Origin of the sequence: Tolumonas auensis DSM 9187 (assembly GCF_000023065.1) — a bacterium.
In the GTDB taxonomy this organism is placed as follows: Bacteria; Pseudomonadota; Gammaproteobacteria; order Enterobacterales; family Aeromonadaceae; genus Tolumonas; species Tolumonas auensis.
Genome location: NC_012691.1, coordinates 2,809,996 through 2,825,606 on the forward strand (window position 1 = coordinate 2,809,996; position 15,611 = coordinate 2,825,606).

Annotated in this window: 11 protein-coding genes; all 11 read right to left on the minus strand. The window is 50.7% G+C overall.

Going from position 1 to position 15,611, the window contains the following annotated elements; all coding sequences use genetic code 11:
• Positions 1-25 precede the first annotated feature (25 nt).
• The 11 genes from lpdA to TOLA_RS13140 all read right to left on the minus strand — a co-directional run bounded on the left by lpdA (position 26) and on the right by TOLA_RS13140 (position 15,499).
• A complete protein-coding gene (gene lpdA, locus TOLA_RS13090) occupies positions 26-1,453 on the minus strand; it encodes a dihydrolipoyl dehydrogenase (RefSeq protein WP_015879617.1) in 1,428 nt (475 codons plus the stop codon).
• A 75-nt stretch (positions 1,454-1,528) separates the two neighbouring features.
• The gene (gene aceF, locus TOLA_RS13095; protein ID WP_015879618.1) at positions 1,529-3,418 is read right to left on the minus strand and encodes a pyruvate dehydrogenase complex dihydrolipoyllysine-residue acetyltransferase; all 1,890 of its coding nucleotides are present in this window, start codon (positions 3,416-3,418) and stop codon (positions 1,529-1,531) included.
• An 11-nt stretch (positions 3,419-3,429) separates the two neighbouring features.
• Positions 3,430-6,102 carry a pyruvate dehydrogenase (acetyl-transferring), homodimeric type gene (aceE, locus tag TOLA_RS13100; protein ID WP_015879619.1) on the minus strand — a complete coding sequence of 891 codons (2,673 nt, stop codon included), beginning with the start codon at positions 6,100-6,102 and terminating at the stop codon, positions 3,430-3,432.
• Between the two features lie 42 nt (positions 6,103-6,144).
• On the minus strand, positions 6,145-6,903 hold the full coding sequence (pdhR, locus tag TOLA_RS13105; protein ID WP_015879620.1) for a pyruvate dehydrogenase complex transcriptional repressor PdhR: 759 nt from the start codon (positions 6,901-6,903) through the stop codon (positions 6,145-6,147).
• A gap of 161 nt (positions 6,904-7,064) precedes the next feature.
• A complete protein-coding gene (locus tag TOLA_RS13110; RefSeq protein WP_015879621.1) occupies positions 7,065-8,225 on the minus strand; it encodes a CdaR family transcriptional regulator in 1,161 nt (386 codons plus the stop codon).
• Positions 8,226-8,359: 134 nt separating this feature from the next.
• The gene (locus TOLA_RS13115) at positions 8,360-9,496 is read right to left on the minus strand and encodes a glycerate kinase (protein ID WP_015879622.1); all 1,137 of its coding nucleotides are present in this window, start codon (positions 9,494-9,496) and stop codon (positions 8,360-8,362) included.
• A 105-nt stretch (positions 9,497-9,601) separates the two neighbouring features.
• Positions 9,602-10,492, minus strand: a complete 891-nt coding sequence (garR, locus tag TOLA_RS13120; protein ID WP_015879623.1) for a 2-hydroxy-3-oxopropionate reductase — start codon at positions 10,490-10,492, stop codon at positions 9,602-9,604.
• An 87-nt stretch (positions 10,493-10,579) separates the two neighbouring features.
• Positions 10,580-11,350 (minus strand): 2-dehydro-3-deoxyglucarate aldolase, encoded by a 771-nt coding sequence (gene garL, locus TOLA_RS13125; protein ID WP_015879624.1) that lies wholly within the window; start codon positions 11,348-11,350, stop codon positions 10,580-10,582.
• A gap of 51 nt (positions 11,351-11,401) precedes the next feature.
• The gene (gene gudD, locus TOLA_RS13130; protein ID WP_015879625.1) at positions 11,402-12,739 is read right to left on the minus strand and encodes a glucarate dehydratase; all 1,338 of its coding nucleotides are present in this window, start codon (positions 12,737-12,739) and stop codon (positions 11,402-11,404) included.
• 53 nt (positions 12,740-12,792) lie between these two features.
• On the minus strand, positions 12,793-14,127 hold the full coding sequence (locus TOLA_RS13135; RefSeq protein WP_015879626.1) for an enolase C-terminal domain-like protein: 1,335 nt from the start codon (positions 14,125-14,127) through the stop codon (positions 12,793-12,795).
• A gap of 31 nt (positions 14,128-14,158) precedes the next feature.
• Positions 14,159-15,499 carry an MFS transporter gene (locus tag TOLA_RS13140; RefSeq protein WP_015879627.1) on the minus strand — a complete coding sequence of 447 codons (1,341 nt, stop codon included), beginning with the start codon at positions 15,497-15,499 and terminating at the stop codon, positions 14,159-14,161.
• Positions 15,500-15,611 lie beyond the last annotated feature (112 nt).

Genomic DNA, 15,611 nt, shown 5'->3' on the forward strand with positions numbered 1-15,611 from the left:
CGGATTTTTTATACAAGAAACAGAATCAACGCTTTTTCGCTTTGGCGTTCGGCAGGTCGGTAATCGAACCTTCGTACACTTCCGCAGCCAGACCCACTGACTCATGCAGCGTCGGGTGAGCATGGATAGTCAGCGCGATATCTTCTGCATCCGCACCCATTTCGATGGCCAGACCGATTTCACCCAGCAGTTCACCGCCGTTGGTGCCGACAATCGCACCACCGATCACACGGTGAGTTGCTTTGTCGAAAATCAGCTTGGTCATACCGTCAGCGCAGTCAGATGCAATTGCACGACCGGAGGCAGCCCATGGGAACACCGCAGTTTCAAAGTTGATACCTTTGGCTTTCGCTTCTTTCTCGGTCAGACCAACCCATGCAATTTCTGGCTCGGTATACGCGATTGAAGGGATCACTTTCGGATCGAAGTAGTGTTTCTTACCAGCGATAACTTCTGCTGCCACATGACCTTCGTGCACACCTTTGTGCGCCAGCATTGGCTGACCCACGATGTCACCGATAGCGAAAATGTGCGGTACGTTAGTACGCAGCTGTTTGTCGACTTCGATGAAACCACGGTCAGAAACTGCGATACCGGCTTTCTCGGCATCCAGCGCTTTACCGTTTGGTACACGACCTACCGCGACCAGCACGCTGTCATAACGAACTGGTTCTGCCGGTGCCTGTTTGCCTTCAAAAGAGACATACAAACCGTCTTTTTTCGCTTCAACGGCGGTGACTTTGGTTTCCAGCATGACGTTGAATTTCTTTTCAACACGTTTTGCGTAAACCTTCACCACGTCTTTATCGGCAACCGGAACCAGCTGATCAGCGAATTCAACAACGTCGATTTCCGCACCCAGCGCAGAGTACACAGTACCCATTTCCAGACCGATGATACCACCGCCCAGAACCAGCATTTTGCCCGGCACTTCTTTCAGCTCCAGCGCATCGGTAGAATCCCAGACGCGTGGATCGTTGTGCGGAATGAACGGCAATTTTACCGGACGGGAACCCGCTGCGATAATCGCGTTATCAAATTTGACCGTGGTTACTGAACCATCAGTCGCAGTCACATCAATGCTGTTAGGACCGGTGAATTTGGCCACACCGTTAACGACAGGCACCTTACGCTGCTTGGCCATGCCAGACAGGCCGCCAGTCAGCTTGGTCACTACTTTTTCTTTCCACAGACGGATCTTGTTGATATCAGTTTGTGGTTCACCGAATACGATACCGTGCTCCGCCAGTGCCTTAGCTTCTTCGATAACTTTCGCAACGTGCAGCAGTGCTTTAGACGGAATACAACCGACGTTCAGACATACACCACCCAGTGTACCGTAACGTTCGATCAAAACGGTTTCCAGGCCCAGGTCGGCAGCACGGAAAGCAGCAGAGTAACCGGCTGGGCCGGCACCAATTACCACCACCTGAGTTTTGATTTCATTACTCATCATGACCTCTTTTGATTATTCAGTTGCTTCCGGAAACATACTAAACCTAGCATGCTTCCGGAGAGACAGACAAAATTACAGTACCAGACGACGAATGTCGGACAGCACATCAGTCAGTGTCGTAATGAAACGCGCACCTGCAGCACCGTCGATGACGCGATGGTCATAAGACAATGCCAGAGGCAGCGTCAGGCATGGCACGAACTCTTTACCGTTCCACTTCGGCTTCATATCTGATTTAGAGACACCCAGAATAGCCACTTCCGGCGCATTGACGATTGGGGTGAACTGAGTGCCACCGATACCGCCCAGGCTGGAGATAGTGAAGCAACCACCCTGCATATCCGAGCCAGTCAGCTTACCGGCACGTGCTTTCTTGGAGATCTCAGCCAGATCTTTCGACAGTTCATAGATGCCTTTCTTGTTCACATCACGAACTACCGGTACAACCAGACCATTTGGCGTATCAACCGCGACACCGATATGAATGTATTTCTTCATGATCAGTGTAGAACTATCTTCTGACAGCGAGCTGCAGAAACGTGGATGCGCTTCCAGTGCTTTGGCTGCTGCTTTCAGGATGAACACCAGAGGTGTGATCTTGAAGCCCAGTTGTTGCTTCTCGGCAATCACGTTCTGTTCTTTACGGAACGCTTCCATCTCGCCGATATCAGCTTCATCGAACTGTGTAACGTGCGGGATCATCACCCAGTTACGATGCAGATTCGGACCAGAGATTTTCTGAATACGAGTCAGCGCAACTTCTTCGATATCACCGAATTTCGCGAAATCTACTTTCGGCCATGGCAGAACACCCAGACCAGCACCCGCGCCGCCAGCGGCCGGTGCAGAAGCAGCACGTTTCAGTGCTTCTTTCACGTAGTTCTGAACGTCTTCTTTCTGGATACGACCTTTACGGCCGGTACCTTTGACGTTTGCCAGATTGACACCGAACTCACGCGCCAGACGACGAATAGCCGGAGTTGCGTGAACATAAGCGTCACCCGCTACAAATTCACCTTTCTCTTCCACTTTCGCCGCTGCAACAGGTGCCGGAGCTGAAGCAGGAACCGCTTTGACCGCTGCAGGCGCAGCAGCTTGTGCAGCCACCGGTGCCGGAGCAGATGCTGCGCCAGCCACTTCAAATTCCATGATCAGGGAACCGGTAGAAACCTTGTCACCCACCGCAATTTTCAGTGATTTAACCACACCGGCAAACGGTGCAGGCACTTCCATAGAAGCCTTGTCGCCTTCCACGGTGATCAGAGACTGATCAGCTTCAACGGCATCGCCGACTTTAACCAGAATTTCGGTTACGGCAACTTCGTCACCACCGATATCCGGTACGTTAACTTCTTTCACCGCAGCAACCGCAGGGGCTGCCGCAACAGGAGCCGGAGCAGCAGCAACTGGTGCAGCTGCAGGCGCAGCGCCCGCCACTTCGAATACCATGATCAGGGAACCGGTAGACACTTTGTCACCCGTTGCCACTTTGATCTCTTTCACTACACCAGCGAATGGTGCAGGTACTTCCATAGAGGCTTTGTCGCCTTCTACAGTCAGCAGAGACTGATCCGCTTCAACGGTATCGCCCACTTTGACCATGATTTCGGTTACAGCAACTTCGTCACCACCGATATCCGGTACGTTCACGTCTTGCAGTGCTGCAGCCGCAGGAGCTGCAACAGGGGCTGGCGCGGCAGCGGCCGGAGCTGGTGCAGCAACTGCCGCACCTTCCGCTTCGAATACCATGATCAGGGAACCGGTAGAAACCTTGTCACCTAATGCAATCTTGATCTCTTTAACGATACCGGCTTCAGGAGCAGGTACTTCCATAGAGGCTTTGTCGCCTTCCACGGTCAGCAGTGACTGGTCAGCTTCAACCTTGTCACCCACTTTAACCAGAATTTCAGTAACGGCTACTTCATCACCGCCGATATCCGGAACGAAAATGTCTTTAGACATGAAATTTCCCCTTATGCGTACAGCGGGTTGATCTTGTCAGCGTCGATACCGAATTTGGCAATTGCCTGAGCAACTACTTTCTTATCAACGGTGCCTTGTTTCGCCAGTTCAGTCAGTGCAGCGACAACGATATAACCTTCGTTCACTTCGAAGTGACGACGCAGGTTTTCGCGGCTGTCTGAACGACCGAAACCGTCAGTACCCAGTACACGATAGCTTTCTGCAGGAACAAAATGACGAACCTGATCCGCGTATGACTTCATGTAGTCGGTCGCAGCGATTGCAGGTGCAGTTCCCAGAACCTGAGCAATATAAGGAACTTTCTGCTCAGCTTCCGGATGCAGCATGTTGTAACGATCTGCATCCTGACCATCGCGGGCCAGTTCGTTGAAGCTGGTTACGCTGTACACATCAGAACCGATACCGTATTCATCAGCCAGGATCTTACCGGCACGACGTACGTAGTTCAGAATAGAACCACAGCCCATCAGCTGAACCTGGCCTTTCGCGCCTGCGTTAGATTCCAGTTTGTAGATACCTTTACGGATACCTTCTTCAACACCGGCTGGCATTGCAGGGTGATGGTAGTTTTCGTTCAGTGTAGTGATGTAGTAGTAGATATTTTCCGGATTGTCACCGTACATACGACGCAGACCGTCCTGAATAATGACCGCTACTTCATACACGAATGATGGATCGTAGCTGACGCAGTTCGGAATAGTGCTGGCCAGAATATGGCTGTGACCATCTTCGTGCTGCAGACCTTCACCGTTCAGTGTTGTACGGCCGGAAGTACCACCCACCAGGAAGCCACGAGCCTGCTGGTCACCAGCGGCCCATGCCAGGTCGCCGATACGCTGGAAGCCGAACATTGAGTAGTAAACGTAGAACGGGATCATCGGGCAGTCGTTGGTGCTGTAAGAAGTTGCAGCAGCCAGCCATGATGACATCGCGCCCAGTTCGTTAATACCGTCCTGAATAACCTGACCTTTCTGGTCTTCTTTGTAGTACGCCACAAGTTCTTTATCTTGCGGGGTGTACTGCTGACCATGCGGGCTGTAGATACCGATCTGACGGAACAGACCTTCCATACCGAAGGTACGGGCTTCGTCTGCCAGGATCGGAACGATACGCTGACCAACAGATTTGTCTTTCAACAGCACGTTTAAGCTACGCACAAACGCCATAGTGGTAGACACTTCACGGGTCTGTTCACTCAGCAACGCATCAAATGCTGACAGCTCAGGAATATCCAGTTTTACGGAAGTCTGTGGCAGACGAGTTGGCAGATAGCCTTTCAATGCCTGACGACGTTCGTGCAGGTATTTATACTCTTCTGAACCTTCTTTGATTTCCAGATATGGCAGATCTTCGATCTGTTCATCTTTAACCGGGACAAAGAAACGATCACGCATGTGACGGACTGAATCCAGATCCATCTTCTTAACCTGATGCGCGATGTTTTTCGCTTCAGCTGCGTCACCCATGCCGTAACCCTTGATGGTTTTCGCCAGGATCACAGTTGGTTTGTCTTTCGCAGCAGAAGCCTGTTGGAAGGCAGCGAACAGTTTACGCGGGTCATGACCACCACGTTTCAGAGCAAAGATCTGCTCGTCAGTCCAGTCGGCAACCAGTGCGGCAGTTTCAGGGTATTTTCCGAAGAAGTGTTTACGGACATAAGCACCATCTTTGGATTTGAAAGTCTGATAGTCACCATCCAGCGTTTCGTTCATCAGCTGGATCAGCTTGCCGGAAGTGTCTTTCTGCAGCAGCGCATCCCAACCGGTGCCCCACAGAACTTTGATCACATCCCAGCCTGCGCCACCAAACACGCCTTCCAGCTCATTGATAACTTTACCGTTACCAATAACCGGACCATCCAGACGCTGCAGGTTACAGTTGATAACAAAGATCAGGTTATCCAGTTTTTCGCGCACAGCGATTGTGATAGCGCCTTTAGATTCCGGCTCATCCATCTCACCGTCACCCAGGAAGGCATACACTTTCTGTTCTGAACAATCTTTGATACCACGGTTGGTCAGATATTTCAGGAAACGAGCCTGATAGATCGCACCTACCGGGCCTAAACCCATAGATACAGTCGGGAACTGCCAGAATTCCGGCATCAGTTTAGGATGCGGATAAGATGACAGACCTTTGCCGTCCACTTCCTGACGGAAGCTGTCCAGTTGCTCTGCGGTCAGACGACCTTCAGCAAAAGCACGGGCATAAATACCGGGGGAAATATGACCCTGGAAGTAAACCAGGTCGCCACCGTCTTTCTCGTTACGCGCACGGAAGAAATGGTTGAAGCACACATCGTAAATCGTGGCGGATGAGGCAAAAGACGACATGTGTCCGCCCAGATCCAAGCCTTTCTTCGATGCACGCAATACGATCATTACTGCGTTCCAGCGGATGATAGCGCGGATACGTTGTTCCAGTTCCAGTTTACCCGGATAGGCTGGTTGATCGCTGGTTGCGATGGTATTGATATAATCAGTCAGCACATTACCACCAGTGCCTGTACCCGCAGATAAACCTGCTTTGCTGGCAGCTGATGATAATTGATCCAGAATGTACTGGGCACGTTCCGGACCTTCCTCCCGCAGCAGTGATTCCAGAGCAGTTAACCACTCGTGAGTTTCTACTGGGTCCACATCATGTTTAAGGAGTTCAGACATGGCTGTTTCCTGTGTTTGTTGACGGCATGTTGTTTGGTAAGGCTAACGCTGATGGATCTGCCGCGAGGGGCGTTGTGCACGCTCATCCTCTCGCTGTATATCCAGCAGGGTATCCTCGATAAAAGCCAGATGCTCATGGCAAGCATCTCTGGCCTGTTCTGGATGGCCAGCCAGGATCGCCGCAATCAGGTCTGACCTGTGACGACGGATCCGGTTAACCACCCCCGGACGCTGATTCAGTACTTCCAGATTGCCGAGAATGTTACGTTCCAGTAACTCCCGGATGGCACGCATCAGGTGCAACAGCACCACGTTGTGCGACGCTTCAGTCATGGCGAGATAGAAGGCAGACACAGCTTTGGCCTCTACGGCAACGTTACCGCTGGTCTGGGCTGCTTCGATATCATTCTGCAGCTCGCGCATGTGAGCAAAATCAGTTTCATTGCTGCGAAGAGCGGCGTAATAGGCCGCAACCCCTTCAAGAACATGACGGAATTCAAGCAGATCGAATTGTGAACCGGGATGATTAGCCAGTAATTCAAAGAAAGGGTCTGACAATCCGCGGTTCAGTTCGCTTTTGACATACGTGCCACCGCCCTGACGACGGTACAGCAAACCGCGCGCTTCCAGGCGCTGGATCGCTTCGCGCAACGATGGACGTGAAACACCGAACTGCACAGCCAATTCGCGCTCCGGCAGCAGCTTTTGACCAGGCTGCAGGGTGCCATCGACAATCATCTGTTCCAGTTCGGCAACGATGCTGTCTGAGAGTTTTGGCTGGGTTGGTTTGTATTCAGTCATGTGATATTTGTTAACTTGGTATTACCAATAAACGAATTGTTAAACAAATTAGCAAAATCATTAACAACTGTCCACGAATTATCTGATTAAAATCAAAAAATGCGGGAATATTTTATCCTAAGCATTACCAATGAATAACACGGCATTAACAAATGGTTAATTTATGTCGTTTCATCCAGCTGAAGCGCGATATAAAGCAGTAAACGGTCGTCAAAACTCTCTTTGAGGTCCAGCCCGGTGAGTTCAGCGATGCGATTCAAGCGGTACTCAAGTGTATTTCTATGAATATAAAGCGCTTTTGCGGTCGCGATCGGCTGCACATTATGTTTGAACCAGGCCATTAATGTGCGTCGCAAGAGTCCGTTTGTATCCATGACTTTGAGCTTTTGCATTGGTCTTACCAGCTCACTGGTTTGCCAGCTGCCACGCAGGCTATCCAGCAAGACGGGTAACATCAGATCCTGATAGTTGTAACTGCGTTGTTCGGGGTAATAAAGCTTGCCGATCTGCAGCGTGGTGCAGGCGGTCCGGTATGATCTGGCGATACTGCCATCACCGCTGAAATAGTTACCCAGCGCAATCCGCAGCTTGAGCCCGCCCGACATGCTCATATTGGCAAGCAAGGTATCAATCTGTTTTTTCAGCCGGGCAGAATCCCAGCGGCCGGCATTGTTCAGTGCCGGTTTCAGCACCACAATTTCGGTCAGCGATACTGTCGCCACCAGATTCTGTTTTTCCGGCGTATTCAGTAAATTCTGTAACTGCTGTAATTCAGCAATCGCGGTATCAACACCCAGCTGACCACTGTCGATTTCGATCACGGCGGCCACACGCGGTAAGTTCAGATCGATCCCCAGCCGCTGCGCCCATTCAATTTGATCCGAGGATAAGGATTCGGAGCGGATCAGGTTCAGCACCAGCTCTTCACGCAGACGGCTGTCCTGTGCCAGCATCGACAACAACCGCGCCTGCTCCAGCATCATTTCAGCGGTCATACAGACCAGCTTACCAAACTGCTGCAGTTGTGAAGGTTCGCCGGTTAAACCGATAATACCGACGATCTGACCATCAATCCGCATCGGCAGGTTAACGCCGGGTTTCACACCCTGCAGGTGTTTGACCAGATCAGAATCAATTTCCACCATGCGGCCATGGGATAACGCCAGGAGCGCACCTTCGTGCAATTCACCAATACGCTCCGGATCGCCACTACCGATGATGTAGCCTTTGGAATCCATGATATTCACGTTACAGTCGATAATACGCATGGTCCGGGCAACAATTTCCTGTGCCAGACGGGAGTCGAGAAAATTATGAAACATGGGCGGGCCTTCGTAAGCGGATAAGCAGAAACTGGTGCTTACGATAACGGATTGGTCAAATGCACAAAACCGAGCCGATCACAATTGTGACAGTACAATCAAATGCACTATTACAATTGTGATCGTAAACAATTTCAGCGTGGCAGCAGCCGTAATGTGGCGGCAATATTGCGGGCGGTCAGACGTACATTTGCAGCCGCATCGTTCAGTGCCTCATCCAGAGAACAGACTTTATTCAGCACACTGAACACGCAGTCGATACCATGTTCATAGACCACGGCAACATCCGCACTCAAACTACCTGCGATGCCAATCACCGGTTTATTGTGCCGTTTCGCCAATCTGGCGACACCAACCGGTACTTTACCCTTGATGCTCTGACTATCAATGCGTCCTTCCCCGGTGATCACCAGGTCGGCATCCATGATGGCCTTTTCCAGCTCAACCGCTTCGGTCACGATCTCAATACCAGAACGTAATTCTGCATTCAGGAACGCCAGCAATGCGGCCCCTAACCCACCGGCTGCACCGGCGCCGGGAGCAAACTCCACATCTTTTCCGGTCTGACGGGCAATAACTTCCGCATAGTGTTTCAGGTTTTCATCCAGGAAGCGCACCATGGCCGGATTCGCCCCTTTCTGCGGCCCGAAGATGGCAGAAGCGCCTTGCGGTCCGGTCAGCGGATTCGTTACATCACAAGCCACGGTAATGCGGCATTGCTTCAGGCGGGGATCCATTCCGGAAACATCAACATATTCCAGTTCAGATAAGCATTGCCCGCCTTTGCCAATATTATGGCCCGCCTTATCCAGCAGATGGATACCCAGCGCCTGCAACATACCGGCACCACCATCATTGGTGGCACTTCCCCCCAGACCGATAATAAATTCAGTCACACCAAGGTCTAATGCTGCCTTGATTAACTCACCGGTGCCGTAACTGGTGGTGATCAGCGGGTTACGTTCTTCCGGCGGAATGCATTCCAGACCACTGGCCGACGCCATTTCGATCACCGCACATTGCTGATTACCGGTAATACCAAAATGGGCCAGTACGGGTTTACCGGTCGGACCAGTTACACTGACGTTGATCTGACGACCACCGGTCGCGGCAACCATGGCATCAACGGTACCTTCACCACCATCAGCAACCGGTAACTTGATATATTCCGCATCCGGATAGATTTCGCGAAATCCGGCTTCAATCTGAATGGCTACTTCCATAGCACTCAGACTTTCCTTGTACGAATCGGGGGCAATGACTATCTTCATAATTCACTACTTCGCGAAATAATCGCGTCCTCGGTCATTCATCTTACGTAAAAAGGTCAGCCCGGCGTTGGGTGTTGGGTACGGTCGCCACCGGGCTGTTTTCCCTTAACGAGAAATCTCTACTTTTGCCAGTTTTTCGTAATAGCGGGCCAGTGCACTGTGGTCACATTCACCCATGCCATCAGTTTTCAGCGCCTGCATCATTTCCATTACCGCAGCAGTCAATGGCAGTGATGCGCCAACACCGTGCGAGGTATCCAGCGCATTCGCCAGATCCTTGATGTGCAGATCGATACGGAAACCCGGCTTGAAATTACGATCCATGATCATCGGCGCTTTCGCTTCCATCACGGTGCTGCCAGCCAGACCACCACGGATCGCCTGGAATACCAGCTCAGGGTTCACGCCGGCTTTGGTCGCCAGAGACAGTGCTTCTGACATCGCAGCGATGTTCAGTGCCACAATCACCTGGTTGGCCAGTTTAGTGACGTTACCGGCACCGATATCCCCGGTATGAACCACAGAGCCAGCCATCGCTTTCAGCACGTTGTAACAACGATCAAAGACACCGATGTCGCCACCCACCATCACCGACAAAGTACCGTCGATCGCTTTTGGCTCACCACCACTCACTGGTGCATCCAGCATCGCGATGCCTTTTTTCGCCAGTTCAACGGCGATTTCACGGCTGGCCAGTGGAGCGATAGAGCTCATATCGATCACGATAGTGTCTTTCTTAACACCTTCAATGACACCGTTAGGACCAAGAATAACCGCCTTCACATGCGGAGAATTCGGCAGCATGGTGATAACCACATCCACCTGCTCAGCAACTTCTTTTGGTGATTTGGCTGACGTAGCGCCTGCCAAAACCAGTTCACCAACTGCTACCTGATTCAGATCAGAAACTACCAATGAATAACCGGCTTTCAGCAGGTTTTTGCTCATTGGTTTGCCCATAATTCCCAGACCAATAAAACCGATTTTCAGACTCATGTTCTTTTCCTTCTTTATGTTCCAGCGGTGTTTTCCATCGTTCAGCCAGACAAGGGATCTTTCCCAGTCTGGGTAAACGGCGAATCATCATTTCTTGAATTTGTCGCATAACGCCTGAGTGGCACCACGGAAGACCCCGAGATCACTGCCAACAGCAACAACTGTTGCACCCCATTCGATATAACGACGGGCATCAGCTTCGTTAGGCGCCAAAATGCCGCAGGCCTTGCCGTGCACTTTCGCGCGGTCGAAGACATATTTGATGGCTTTTTGCACTTCAGGGTGATTTGGCTGGCCGATATAACCCATGCCGGCAGACAAGTCGCCCGGGCCGATAAAGAGGCAATCCACACCCTCGACCGCGGCGATTTCATCGATGTTATCGACCGATTTCTGCGTTTCGATCTGCACAATGACGGAGATGTTGTCATTGATGGTGGCGAAGTAATCCGGCAGTGTGCCGTAAGCATTGTTACGGTGAGCAACAGACACACCGCGGATACCTGCTGGCGGATAACGGGTCGATGCCACCGCCTGTTTTGCATCTTCTGCCGATTCAATAAATGGGATCAGCAGGTTATAAAAACCGATATCCAGTAAGCGTTTGATAGTGACCGGTTCGTTAACCGGAGGGCGCACAACCGGCGCACTGACGCTGTCTTTCAGCGCCATCAGCTGAGGGATGAAGGTGGTGATGTCATTTGGCGCATGTTCACCATCCAGCAGAATCCAGTCAAAACCAGCCAGACCTAAAACTTCGGTAGTGATAGGGCTTGCCAGTGCAGACCAGCACCCAATCTGTACTGATTTACTCTGAATGCTGCGACGAAACTGATTGGGTAAATACTTAGTGTTCATACTACTTCCTTTCTGAATACGGGCCGGGAACGGATCCCGGCCATAAGGCAATTAACGAACCATGCAAGGACGTTTGTTATCGAAGGTCCAGCCAGGGATCAGATACTGCATACCGGCAGCATCGTTACGGGCGTTCAGATCCATACTCTTGTACAGTTCATGTGCTTTCAGCACCTGGTCCATATCGATATCGACACCCAGACCTGGTTTCTCAGGCACTTTCACCATGCCGCCTTTGATTTCCAGCGGTTGCTGGGTCAGACGGTCAATGCCTTCCTGCCAGATCCAGTGGGTATCAATGGCAGTAATTTTGCCCGGCGCCGCTGCTGCCACCTGGGTAAACATCGCCAGAGAGATGTCGAAATGGTTGTTAGAGTGTGAACCCCAGGTTAAGCCCCACTCGTGGCACATCTGCGCCACACGAACAGAACCCTGCATAGTCCAGAAATGTGGATCAGCCAGCGGGATGTCGACAGAGTTCAGTTGTACTGAATGACCCATCTGACGCCAGTCGGTGGCAATCATGTTGGTTGCAGTTGGCAGACCAGTCGCACGGCGGAATTCAGCCATGACTTCACGGCCGGAGAAGCCTTGCTCTGCACCGCAAGGGTCTTCCGCATAAGCCAGCACACCTTTCAGGTCTTTACCGATTTCAATCGCCTCAGCCAGTGACCAGGCACCGTTAGGGTCCAGTGTCACACGTGCTTCAGGGAAGCGTTTAGCCAGCGCTTTGATGGCTTCCGCTTCTTCAACACCGCGCAGTACACCACCCTTCAGTTTGAAATCGTTGAAACCGTATTTTTCATAAGCTGCTTCCGCCAGACGAACTACCCCTTCCGGCGTCATGGCTTCCTCATGACGCACGCGATACCAGTCGCAGGATGCATCCGGATTGCTCAGGTATGGCAGATCGGTTTTGTTACGGTCACCGACGAAGAACAGATAACCCAGCATTTCTACCGCATCACGTTGCTGACCATCGCCCAGCAGCGCACAAATCGGTACATTCAGGAACTGACCCAGCAGGTCCAGCATTGCTGATTCCACCGCAGTCACGGCATGGATCGCAGTACGCAGATCGAACGTCTGCAAGCCACGGCCACCAGAGTCACGTTCCGCAAACTCTTTGTGCATGCGGGTCATGATGTTTTTGTATTCACCCAGTGATTTACCAATGATCAGTGCTTTGGCATCTTCCAGTGTCTGACGAATTTTTTCGCCACCCGGCACTTCACCCAGACCGGTGTTACCCGCGCTGTCTTTCATGATCACAATGTTGCGGGTGAAGAATGGCGCATGCGCACCACTCAGGTTCATCAGCATACAGTCATGACCAGCAACCGGGATAACCTGCATTTCGGTAACAACAGGGGCTTTAGAAACACTCATTATTAATACTCCATCCAGAAGGCGCTCTCACAGAGAGCGCTAAATCAAATTGATTAACGAATCATGCAAGGACGTTTGCGATCAAACTTCCAGCCAGGGATCAGATACTGCATTGCCATCGCATCATTACGGGCACCGGTAGGCAGCTTTTTATGCAGCTCATGGGCCTTCATTACCTGATCCATATCCAGTTCAACACCTAAACCAGGTTTGTCAGGCACAGCGATCTTACCGTTGACGATCTGCAGTGGTTCTTTGGTCAGATGCTGACCTTCCTGCCAGATCCAGTGGGTATCAATCGCCGTAGGATTACCCGGTGCAGCAGCGCCAACCTGAGTGAACATCGCCAGTGAAATGTCGAAGTGGTTGTTAGAATGACAACCCCAGGTCAGACCCCAGTCGTTACACAGTTGTGCAACCCGAACTGCACCGGTCAGTGTCCAGAAATGCGGATCCGCCAACGGAATGTCGATCGCATTCAGCATCACGGTGTGCGCCATTTCACGCCAGTTGGTCGCAATCATGTTGGTTGCAACCGGCAGACCGGTCGCACGGCGGAACTCAGCCATAATCTCGCGACCAGAGAAGCCCTGTTCCGCCCCGCAAGGATCTTCCGCATAAGCCAGAATACCGTGCATGTTTTTACACAGGCGGATGGCTTCATCCAGTGACCAGGCACCGTTAGGATCAACCGTGATCCGCGCATCCGGGAAACGTTTTGCCAGTGCTGTTACCGTTTCAATTTCTGTCTCGCCAGCCAGTACGCCGCCTTTCAGTTTGAAATCTTTAAAGCCATAACGATCTTTGGCGGCAGCAGCCAGTTCGACGACTGCATCCGTGCTCATCGCTTTTTCATGACGCAGGCGATACCAGTCATGCTTACCGGTTTCCGGTGTCTGATATGGCAAATCAGTTGCTTCACGATCACCGATATAGAACAGATAGCCTAATACGGTTACTTCATCACGTTGCTTGCCCGGACCTAATAACTCACAGACCGGTACATTCAGGAATTTACCCATCAGGTCTAATAATGCAGCTTCTAAAGCAGCCACCGCATTAACACGTAATTCAAATGTCCAGGCACCTTTACCAAAGGTTTCAAAATCGGAACTTAAATTACCCTGATGCATCTGACTGACAATTTTATTTAAAATTGAAATCTGTTTTCCATGAACATGCGGAATAGCATCAGTCAGTGTTTTATAAATTACTTCACCACCCGGGGCTTCACCAACGCCGGTATTTCCGGCGTTGTCTTTCAGAATAACAATATTACGAGTGAAATAAGTTCCGTGTGCGCCACCGATATTCATTAACATACTGTCATGACCGGCGACCGGAATAACCTGCATCGAAGTAATGACTGGTGTACTTTGAGAATTCATTATTAATTCCTTTTATAACTTTATTGGCGAATTAATATTTCAGTTCAATACGTTTGATGGTGCCGACGATGAATATGAAACTCACGATTGCCAGCAATGCATGCATACCGACGTAAACCAATGCACCATTGAATGAGCCGGTTGCGCTGATTATGTAGCCAATCGCAATCGGAGTCACAATACCGGAGATGTTACCGAACATATTGAACAGACCACCGCTCAGACCACTGATCTCTTTCGGTGCTGTGTCTGCCATTACCGCCCAGCCCAGTGCGCCAACACCTTTACCGAAGAACGCTGCAGCCATAATTGCAATGACCATGAACTCAGAATCAACGTAGTTACAAATTACCATCGACATGGAGAGCATCATCCCTAATACGATGGGTGTTTTACGGGCAATCGTCAGGCTGTAACCACGACGCAGCATGTGGTCAGAGATAATGCCGCCCAGCACACCACCGGTGAACCCACAGATAGCCGGAATTGATGCAATGAAACCGGCTTTCAGAATCGACATACCACGTTCCTGAACCAGATAGACCGGGAACCAGGTAATAAAGAAGTAAGTCAAAGCGTTGATACAGTACTGACCTAAATAAACACCTACCATCATGCGGGATTGCAGTAATTGTTTAATCGCATCCCATTTTGATATTGTCATCGCAGCTTTCTTCGCGGGCTGATCCATATTGGTCAGCGCACCGCCCTGCTCGATATATTCCAGCTCTGCACGGTTCATGCTTGGATGGTCTGTTGGATTTTTAATTACTTTCAACCACACAAAGCTCAGCAGAATACCTAAACCACCCATGAAGAAGAACACATGGGACCAACCCACAGCGTGCGTTAACCACCCCATGATTGGTGCGAAAATAACAGTCGCGAAATACTGCGCGGAGTTAAAGATTGATACTGCTGTACCACGTTCCTGCGCCGGGAACCAGGCGGCCACAATACGGCTGTTACCAGGGAATGAAGGTGATTCACACAGGCCAACCATAAAACGCAAAATAAATAACCCGATAACTGCATTGGAAATACTACCCAATGAACCAACGAAGCCTTGCAATAAGGTAAATATAGACCAGGTCAAAATACTGACGAAATAAACCCGTTTTGAACCAAACTTATCCAGCAACCAGCCACCCGGAATTTGTCCGATTACGTAGGCCCATGAGAATGCGGAAAACACATATCCCATGCCAACTGAATCGAGTCCCAGATCTTTAGTCATGGATGCACCGGCAATAGATAAGGTTGCCCGGTCCCCATAGTTAAATGCTGTGACGATAAACAGCATTACTACAATCCAATAGCGAACGTTGGTGCGTTTCCCCGCCTCCAGCGTCATTGTATTCACTGATTCCATTGCATTCTCCCGGTTTATAGCTTCAGGCTATAAAAAATATGTGAGTGACTTAATAAGTAGCTCTGCATACAAAGTTATTGAACACTACCACTTGGTTTCTAATTGCCGGGAG